The sequence below is a fragment of the Tepidimonas sp. genome (assembly GCF_029335975.1).
Lineage (GTDB): Bacteria > Pseudomonadota > Gammaproteobacteria > Burkholderiales > Burkholderiaceae_C > Tepidimonas.
The window spans coordinates 1-8,442 of sequence record NZ_JARJMT020000125.1; the positions used below are offsets into that span (position 1 = coordinate 1).

General features: G+C 61.8%; 9 protein-coding genes. 4 read left to right on the forward strand and 5 right to left on the reverse strand.

Annotated features, from left to right (window positions below; genetic code table 11):
• From P3W97_RS06760 to P3W97_RS06775, 4 genes are all read right to left on the reverse strand, one after another.
• On the reverse strand, window positions 1–1,680 hold a 1,680-nt coding region (locus P3W97_RS06760; protein WP_300845036.1), incomplete at its 3' end, for a Clp protease N-terminal domain-containing protein.
• 135 nt (window positions 1,681–1,815) lie between these two features.
• On the reverse strand, window positions 1,816–2,298 hold the full coding sequence (gene moaE / locus P3W97_RS06765; protein ID WP_300845038.1) for a molybdopterin synthase catalytic subunit MoaE: 483 nt from the start codon (window positions 2,296–2,298) through the stop codon (window positions 1,816–1,818).
• Between the two features lie 4 nt (window positions 2,299–2,302).
• Entirely contained in the window at window positions 2,303–2,554 is a 252-nt protein-coding gene (gene moaD, locus P3W97_RS06770) for a molybdopterin converting factor subunit 1 (RefSeq protein WP_300845041.1), read from the reverse strand.
• A 425-nt stretch (window positions 2,555–2,979) separates the two neighbouring features.
• On the reverse strand, window positions 2,980–3,279 hold the full coding sequence (locus P3W97_RS06775; RefSeq protein ID WP_300845043.1) for a hypothetical protein: 300 nt from the start codon (window positions 3,277–3,279) through the stop codon (window positions 2,980–2,982).
• A 280-nt stretch (window positions 3,280–3,559) separates the two neighbouring features.
• Between P3W97_RS06775 and P3W97_RS06780 the strand changes: the two genes are divergently transcribed.
• From P3W97_RS06780 to P3W97_RS06795, 4 genes are read left to right on the forward strand one after another with little or no spacing between them, the layout of a single operon-like run.
• Window positions 3,560–3,853: a recombinase family protein gene (locus tag P3W97_RS06780; protein WP_300845051.1), complete on the forward strand. Its 294-nt coding sequence runs from the start codon at window positions 3,560–3,562 to the stop codon at window positions 3,851–3,853.
• A 19-nt stretch (window positions 3,854–3,872) separates the two neighbouring features.
• Window positions 3,873–3,998 carry a helix-turn-helix domain-containing protein gene (locus P3W97_RS06785; protein WP_300845045.1) on the forward strand — a complete coding sequence of 42 codons (126 nt, stop codon included), beginning with the start codon at window positions 3,873–3,875 and terminating at the stop codon, window positions 3,996–3,998.
• Window positions 3,995–4,813 carry a hypothetical protein gene (locus P3W97_RS06790; RefSeq protein WP_300845047.1) on the forward strand — a complete coding sequence of 273 codons (819 nt, stop codon included), beginning with the start codon at window positions 3,995–3,997 and terminating at the stop codon, window positions 4,811–4,813. The genes P3W97_RS06785 and P3W97_RS06790 overlap by 4 nt, the downstream gene beginning before the upstream one ends.
• Window positions 4,810–6,981, forward strand: a complete 2,172-nt coding sequence (locus P3W97_RS06795) for a DNA methyltransferase (protein ID WP_300845049.1) — start codon at window positions 4,810–4,812, stop codon at window positions 6,979–6,981. Before P3W97_RS06790 ends, P3W97_RS06795 begins: the two co-directional genes overlap by 4 nt.
• A 67-nt stretch (window positions 6,982–7,048) precedes the next feature.
• Here P3W97_RS06795 and P3W97_RS06800 read toward each other — a convergent pair whose 3' ends face one another.
• Window positions 7,049–7,756: an IS3 family transposase gene (locus P3W97_RS06800; RefSeq protein ID WP_300845053.1), complete on the reverse strand. Its 708-nt coding sequence runs from the start codon at window positions 7,754–7,756 to the stop codon at window positions 7,049–7,051.
• Window positions 7,757–8,442: the final 686 nt, after the last annotated feature.

Here is an 8,442-nt window from a genome sequence, read left to right on the forward strand (position 1 = left end):
TTTGTCGCGCTCGCCCTGCATCAGCTTGGACACCGGAATACCCGTGGCGCGCGAGACCACTTCGGCAATTTCCTCGGCGCCGACCTGCGTGCGCAGCAATTTGAAGCCCTTGGCACCGTCCTTGCCGGCTTCGCGCGCCTGGGCCTCCTGCAGCCGTCGCTCCAACTCCGGCAGGCGGCCGTACTGCAGCTCGGCGACTTTGTTGAAGTCCCCTTTGCGTTTGAACTCCTCGATCTGAAAACGGATGCGATCAATCTCTTCCTTGATCTGTGCCGAACCCTGCACCTGCGCTTTTTCGGTCTTCCAGACCTCTTCCAGGTCGGCATACTCGCGCTCCAGCCGCGCAATTTCCTCCTCGATCAGCTCCAGCCGCTTGCGCGACGCTTCGTCGGTTTCCTTACGCACCGCCTCGCGCTCGATCTTGAGTTGGATCAGGCGCCGCTCCAGACGATCCATCGCTTCGGGCTTGGAGTCGATCTCCATCTTGATGCGCGCCGCCGCCTCGTCGATCAGGTCGATCGCCTTGTCCGGCAAGAAGCGGTCGGTGATGTAGCGGTGAGAGAGCTCCGCGGCAGCGACGATGGCCGGATCGGTGATCTCGACGCCGTGGTGTAACTCGTACTTCTCCTGCAGGCCGCGCAGGATGGCGATCGTGGCCTCGACACTGGGCTCATCGACCAACACCTTCTGGAAGCGCCGCTCCAGCGCTGCGTCTTTTTCGATGTATTTGCGATATTCGTCCAGCGTAGTGGCGCCGATGCAGTGCAGCTCACCGCGCGCCAAGGCGGGTTTGAGCATATTGCCAGCGTCCATAGCGCCCTCGGCCTTGCCGGCGCCAACCATTGTGTGGATCTCGTCGATGAAAAGGATCACGCGCCCTTCTTCAGCAGCGATCTCCTTGAGCACGGCCTTTAGACGCTCCTCGAACTCACCGCGGTACTTGGCCCCAGCCAGCAGTCCAGCCATGTCCAGCGCCAGCACGCGCTTGTTTTTCAGCGTCTCGGGCACCTCGCCATGGACGATGCGCTGCGCCAGGCCCTCGACGATGGCGGTCTTGCCCACACCTGGCTCGCCGATCAAGACGGGGTTGTTTTTGCTGCGCCGCTGCAAGATCTGGATCGTGCGCCGGATCTCGTCGTCGCGGCCGATCACGGGATCGAGCTTGCCTTGACGGGCACGCTCCGTCAGGTCCAGCGTGTACTTCTTCAGCGCCTCGCGCTGGTTCTCGGCTTCTGGGCTGTTCACGGTTTGTCCTCCTCGTACGGCATCGATGGCCGCCTCCAGGGCCTTGCGGTTGAGGCCCGCAGCACGTGCCGCGTCGGCCAGCGGGGTTTTGCCATCGGCCAGCGCGAGCAGGAACAGTTCGCTGGCGATGAACTGGTCACCGCGCTTGAGGGCCTCTTTTTCGGCAGCCTGCAGCAGCGTGACCGTGTCGCGCCCCACTTGCACCTGCTCCTGCCCCTGCACCTGCGGCAGGCGCTGCACGGCATCCTCTGCCGCCTTCTTCAGCTGTGCGACGTTGACGCCGGCACGTTGCAGCAAGGCTGGCGGTCCATCCTGCTGCAGCAGCGCGGCCAGCAGATGCGCCGGCTCGATATACGCGTGGTCTTTGGCCAACGCCATCGACTGCGCTTCGGCCAGAGCTTCTTGGAACGAGGTGGTGAATTTGTCGGCACGCATGGAACAGGCTCCGAAAAGGTTAACTGTCATCCCATGTGGGGCGACTGTGTTGTGCTTTCAAGCCCAGCGCCGTTGATGCGGATCAAAAGTCGCGCGTGTCCGTCAACCGTGGTGTGCCCAGGCGTGCATCCGGCATCAGGTGTTTTTCGCCTCGATACCCCAGCGGGCGAGTGCCGTATCGTCGCTGACGCGCGCATCCACCCAACGCGCACCCTGCGGGGTGTGTTCCTTTTTCCAGAACGGTGCCTGGGTCTTGAGATAGTCCATCAGGAACTCACACGCCTGGAACGCCTGGCCGCGGTGCGCAGAGGTCACTGCGACCAATACGATCACATCCTGCGGCCCGAGGGAGCCGACGCGGTGTATGACGCGCACGCCGCGGATGTCGAAGCGCCGCGCCGCCTCATCGATCATGGCGTCGATCGCGCGCTCGGTCATCCCCGGGTAGTGCTCCAGTTCCAGCGCAGCCACCGCGTCGCCGTCGTTGACATCGCGCACGGTGCCCAGGAAGGCGCATACTGCGCCGACACCAGGGTCGCCCGCGCGCAGCGCCGCCACTTCAGCACCAAGGTCGAACGGCTCGGTCTGGATCGTCACACTGCGCCGCTGCAGGGCCATGGCCTCACCCTCCGGTGACGGGCGGAAAGAACGCCACCTCGGCACCGTCGTGCAGGGGCGTGGATTCATCGGCCATGACCTGATCCACCGACATGCGCACGGCGCGGCCACGCGCCAGCGTTTCTGTCCAGACCCCGCCACGGGCGATGAGCTCATCGCGCAGCGCAGCCACCGTGGGGGCCGAGGTCTGAACCTCCAGGGCCGCCAAGCCCAAGGCTTCGCGGATGGCAGCGAAAAAACGCAAGCGGACATTCATCGGCAACATTCCCCTGACCATACACGCACGCGACGCGCAACAGCCGATCATACCGAGCCCCGCAATAGACCGCCTAGTCGATCGGCCCGCAGCGCGCTTTGTCGTTCGAAAGCCCAGCATCGGGAGTCTGTGTCGCCCCAAATGGACATCGGTAACCTGACCAGCGACCGTGTCAAGTTTAGCCTGACGTCACGTCGACAAAGAAAACACTAAGGCATTCCCCGCCGGTCAGGCCTCATCGCCACAGGCCACTCCACGGCCCTGCCTTGATACCCCTTGCGCTGCGCAACCCCGGGATCAGCCCGTATCGCCCGAGACATTGGGCTGCTGCCCCCGCAGCAGCGCCGGGCCATCGCAGGTGATGCGAGCATGCGCGCTCGTGGCTTCATCTCGGCGATACGGTGGCGGGGAAAGCGCATTGACCGTCACCAGTCCCCGGACAGCCGCCACAACCAGTGATGCGGCGGAATCGCCACGGGCTTGCCAGCCTCATCCTCCGACCAGCCTGCCAGCTCCCGCGCCGGATCGATACGCGGGATGAGATCGCCAAAGGGGGCATCGGAGGCCTGTGGATGCGTGCGCCAGAACGCATCGATCTGTGCCAGCTCAGCCACTGCCGTCTCTGGTAGCAGGTCCTGTTCGCGCCCGACTTCGTAGGCCGACCTTAGATGCAGCGTCCAGTCACGATCGAACGCATACAGCTTCACATCCGGCCTCTTGATCACGTCATAGATACCGAGAAACGCATGGTTTTCTAGAAAACCCGTAGTGTCCCGCTTTTGGCTCGCCGAAGCCGCCTATGAGTGTTAAACTGTCTGTCAATTTTTTAGTGTTCTGAATCCGTCAATGAATCAACGCATAGGGTACGCCCACGTATCGACCTATGACCAGCACCTAGACCTGCAGCGCGACGCGCTCACTTGGGCCGGGTGCGGTGCGATCTAAGAGGAAGCGGCCAGCGGTAAGAGTGCAGCCCGCCCGGAGCTTGAACAGTACCGAAAGGCTCTGCGGGCTGGAGATACCCTTGTCGTCTGGCGGTCGGATCGGCTTGGCCGCAGTTTGCCCGACTTGGTTCAGATCGTGGCCGACCTTGAGCGGCAAGGCATGGGTTTTGAGAGCTTGACGGAGAAGATCGAGACAGGCAGCGCGGCGGGCAAGTTGGTTTTCTATGTGCTCGCGGCATTGGATGAATTCGAGCGCGGCTTGATCCGAGAGCGTGCAAAGGCCGGGTTGGCCGCAGCACGTGCCCGAGGTCGGGCGGGCGATCGCAAGCCAAAGCTGGAGGCCAAACAGATATAAACAGATGTGCTAGATTAAGATGCTATTACGCGACCCGAACACGAGCGTCGCCGAAGTGGCCCGTGACTACGGTGTGTCGCGAACAACGATTTATAAGTATTGCGGCGTCGTGCCGCCGTACGAACTCATTGAGGGGACAACATGACCAAAAGGACAACCGCGTTCGACGTGTTCGAGAAATGCGTTCAAGCAGTCCAGGCCGGAGAGCTGATCGAGTCCGTCTCTGCGAAGGACAAGGAATTCCATTTTCAGAACTGGTTTCAGAAGCGCCTCCAAAGCTTGTCTATGCACTTCGAGGGCTCAGGCCGAAACACCTATCCAGATTTCTGCTTGGTTGAGCACACCGAAGGCTACGAGATCAAGGGGCTGGCGTGGCCAGGACGTGAGCGGGACTACGATTCGAATAGCCAGGTGCCGACCGGCTACCACAATGGCCGTCAAATCTTCTACGTGTTCGGGCGCTATCCGGCGGACCTGTCTGGCTACGCAGATCAGGGCAACGGCCGTAGGCAGTACCCTGTCGTTGACCTCGTTGTGTGCCACGGCGACTTTCTGAACGCCGATCACAACTACGTCCACAAGAACAAGAGCGTAAAGGGCTTCGGCACCTACGGCGATATCATGATTCGCGACCGGAAGATGTACGTCGCGCCGACCCCCTTTGCGCTCACCGAGGGCACCACGGGCCTGATGACCCTTATCCTCCCAGAAGACTTCGGCGCTGATGATCGCTACCAGGTGGTCGGCAACCTTACCCGTGTTGAGGCCGAAACGCTGGTGGTGGGCTACAACTTCGACTTGCGCACGAACGAGCTGAGCGCAGAGCGTGTGCCTAACCCCAAAGCAGGCACCCAGCACCGATTCGTCGCCTATCGGCTCAAGGGTCAAGCCAGCAAGCCCGTATCAATGACCGGCACTCCGGTGCAGCCCGACGACAACAACCTGGCGGACGAGGAATGAATATAGCTGCTGCCAATATCGGGTGCGCCCCTGCGGGCGCCGCGACCGCACTGGAGTGCGGCTTCCCGCTGGTTGAGATCAGCCAGATCGCTGAGCAGGAGAGCTGGCGCAAGGAGATCAATCGGCCGATATACCACATCCACAAGTGGTGGGCGACCCGACTGGGATCGGTGTTCCGTGGCATCACGCTTGGGGCTTTGAGTCAACCTGGCACGGATATCTGGGCGAACTTCTACAAGACGCACGACCTGGCTGGTAAGGTGGTGCTCGACCCCTTCATGGGCAGCGGCACGACGCTTGGCGAGGCCGTCAAGCTGGGGGCTAAGGCCATCGGTTGTGACATCAACCCGGTCAGCACGTTTCTTGTCCGCCAGGCGTTCACACCCGCGTCCGAGGCCCAGCTTCGTGCCGCCTTCAAGCAGCTGGAGCGTGATGTGGCGCCGCAGATTCGGCACTACTACCAGACCACTGATCCACAAAACGGGCAATCGATTCCGGTGCTGTACTACTTCTGGGTCAAGACGGTCACGACGCCGCAAGGCGAGTCGATCCCGCTGCTGTCACGCTATGTGTTTGCCCAGGACGCCTACCCGAGGAAGAAACCGCGAGCGCAGATCGTATGCCCGCTCTGCTGGGGCGTGTTCGAGGGCCGCTACGACGCGACCGACATGCACTGCCAGCACTGCGGCCATCACTTCAACCCGCAGGCCGGCCCGGCCTCTGGTCAATACGTCACGACCAAGAACGGCCGGCGCTTTCGAATCAAGGAACTGCTGCCCAAGGATGGCACCCCGCCTGCACATCGCATGTACGCGATGATGGCGTTGCGCGCTGATGGCACGAAGGTGTATCTGCCAGTGCGTGCTGAGGACTTGGCGCTCTACGAGGAAGCTCAGCGCCGCCTTGCAAGTGAGACACTGCCACTACCGAAAATCCCGGTCCGTCCGGGCCACAACACTGACCAGGCGCGCAGCTACAACTACACCCACTGGCGCGACTTCTTCAATGCGCGCCAACTACTGTGTCTCGGGCTGCTGCTGCGCGAAATCCTAAGGATCGACGACCCGGCTGTACAGGAACAGATGCTGTGCCTGTTCTCCAGCACCTTGGAGTTCAACAACCTGTTTTGCAGCTTCAAGGGCGAGGGCACCGGGGCCGTCCGGCACATGTTCTCGAACCACATTCTGAAGCCTGAACGCACGCCGCTGGAAAACTCGGTGTGGGGCACTGACAAGAGCAGCGGCACATTCAGCACGCTGTTTGAATCGCGCCTACTGCGCGCCAAGCGTTACCTCGATGAGCCCTTTGAGATTGCCTGCGAGTACGACCAGGACGGCAACCGTGTAGGGTCACGCAAAACGATAGCCAGCCGCCCGATCCGCGCTCATCTCGTCGAGACGTGGGCCGAGCTGGCGACGACCGATCATGGCCTGCTGATCCTCAACGGCGACAGCTCCCGGCTGCCGGTGCCCGCAGGATCGGTGGACGCGGTTGTGACCGACCCTCCCTACTTCGATTTCGTTAATTACTCAGAGTTGAGCGATTTTTTCTTTGCCTGGCTGTCGCCAGTACTTCGCGGCCGCTATCCGTGGATGGCTCGCGAGGACTCGTCAGACCACGGCGAGGTGCAGCACAAAGACCCGCGTGTATTCGCCCGGCAGCTCGCTGCCGTGTTCACTGAATCCTGCCGCGTACTCAAGGACGACGGCGTACTGGCATTTAGCTTTCATCACTCGCGAGCGGAGGGTTGGGCCGCCATCTACGAGGCGATCAGCGAGGCGGGCCTAGCCGTTGTTGCCGCTCACCCAGTTCACGGGGAGCTGCGAGCTGCGAGACCCAAGACGGCGGCGAAAGACCCGATCAGTCTTGATGCGATCCTCGTGTGCCGTAAGAAGGCGTTTGCCCGGCACCATTCGCCCGCTGTCCAGGACGTGCGCCAGACAGTCAATGCGCTGTCATCACGGCTGCAAGCTGCTGGTCTGCGCATCTCTGCGGGTGATCGCTTTGTGATCGGTGCCGCCCAGACCTTGGTTGCCCGAGCCGCTGACGAATTGACTTTCGATGAGATCAAGGTCGATTTGGAAGCTGTTCGTCTGTCTGTTGGGCTGAAGGCTGGCGATGCTGACGACGAGCCCGAAACGGCCGGTGCCGAACTGGCCACTGTGTGAGGTGGGAGTTACCTGCCCCCGTTTCCCGTACCACCAGTTTGGAACATCTGCGCGGGGTTGATGAACGTTACGCTTGGGTCCTGTGGGTCACGCAGGCTGCGTCGTCAGCCGGCTGGCGATGCAGCGAGGCGAGTCGTGCCGCAGGGATGCGGCCGCAGCTCGCATGGGGTCGCCCCTCATGGAAGTCGATCCGCCACCGTGCGATCTCGTGGCGCGCCTGCGCCCATGTCTGGACGCAGTGCTCGTTCAGGCACTCGTCGCGCAACTTGCCATTGAAGCCCTCGATGTAGGCGTTTTGCGTCGGCTTGCCAGGCTGGTTGAGGATGTGCCGCACGCCTTTTGCGGTGGCCCAGGCCAGGAACGCCGGGCTGGTGAACTCCGGCCCTTGGTCGGTTCGCACGGACCGCGGATAGCCGCGGAAGCGGGCCGCCTGATCCAGCACGCGCGTGACGTAGTCGCCGCCGATGCCGTGATCCACGGCGATGTCCACGCACTCGTGGCTGAAGTCGTCAGTGATCGTCAGGCACTTGATGCGGCGTCCGTTGGCCAAGCTGTCGCTGACGAAGTCCATGCTCCAGACCTCGTTGATCGCCTCGCACCGGTTCAGCGGCACGCGTTCGCGCCGCAGCTCCATACCGTCGAACTCGGCTTGCCACTTGTAAAACGTGGCCGTGCTGAAGCCTTCCTTGCGGCATAGCTCCGCCACGTTCACGCCGGCGTCAGCCTGCTTGATGAACCCGATGATCTGCTCTTGTGTAAACCTGCTCTTGCGCATCGCGCTTCCTTTGCGTTGCGCGGATTTGGTTCGTTTGCGCAGGCACGGAATTCGGAGCAGATCAGTCACCGCTTCGGCCTTCACGTTCGCTGGCGCAGCGGCGCTCACAGATTTCATGGTCATCCTCTATCTCCTATCTCAGATCGACGCCAGATCGCTGTTCATAAAACGGTCCATCGCTTGACTCTGACACGGTTGTGTCTGCTAAGTTGTGCAACAACGTCATGACGGAGGTTGTCCGCTTGGCTGCTAAGGCAACCAATTTCGGCAGTCCTTGCTTGTGCTCGGCGAGCAGGCCCATGCTCGGGTAACGGTCGTCCTCCACCAGGACCACCCAAAGTGTTTCCAGAGGCAATGCCTTTGTATTTCAATCGGAACACTACCTCCTGATTTCCGACGGGCTGCCAAGGCAAGCCTGATCGGGCGTGATGTACTGCTGCGGAGGCACTGGTGAATTGGCGGCCCTGGCCCATCCATCCCCAGGAATTGCATTGCCGTAAAAAAATGCAAGCAGATCATCTCGGCGTTGGCAAGACGGCGTGGGTCAGCCAGTCGTTCAAGGGCCGAGCGGGGGACCACAGATAGCCCTGAGCCCGTGGCACGGCGCGGGCAGCCAAAAAAGCGCGCTGCGCCTCGGTTTCCACGCCTTCGGCCAGCAACTCCAAGCCCACCGCATGGCCGAGTTG

Excerpts from the sequence above, each read along its gene's own strand:
- P3W97_RS06790 (WP_300845047.1), top strand. The coding sequence starts at position 3,995 with ATGACCAAAAGGACAACCGCGTTCGACGTGTTCGAGAAATGCGTTCAA.
- moaD (WP_300845041.1), bottom strand. The coding sequence starts at position 2,554 with ATGAATGTCCGCTTGCGTTTTTTCGCTGCCATCCGCGAAGCCTTGGGC.
- P3W97_RS06800 (WP_300845053.1), bottom strand. The coding sequence starts at position 7,756 with ATGCGCAAGAGCAGGTTTACACAAGAGCAGATCATCGGGTTCATCAAG.
- P3W97_RS06785 (WP_300845045.1), top strand. The coding sequence starts at position 3,873 with ATGCTATTACGCGACCCGAACACGAGCGTCGCCGAAGTGGCCCGTGAC.
- moaE (WP_300845038.1), bottom strand. The coding sequence starts at position 2,298 with ATGGCCCTGCAGCGGCGCAGTGTGACGATCCAGACCGAGCCGTTCGAC.
- P3W97_RS06795 (WP_300845049.1), top strand. The coding sequence starts at position 4,810 with ATGAATATAGCTGCTGCCAATATCGGGTGCGCCCCTGCGGGCGCCGCG.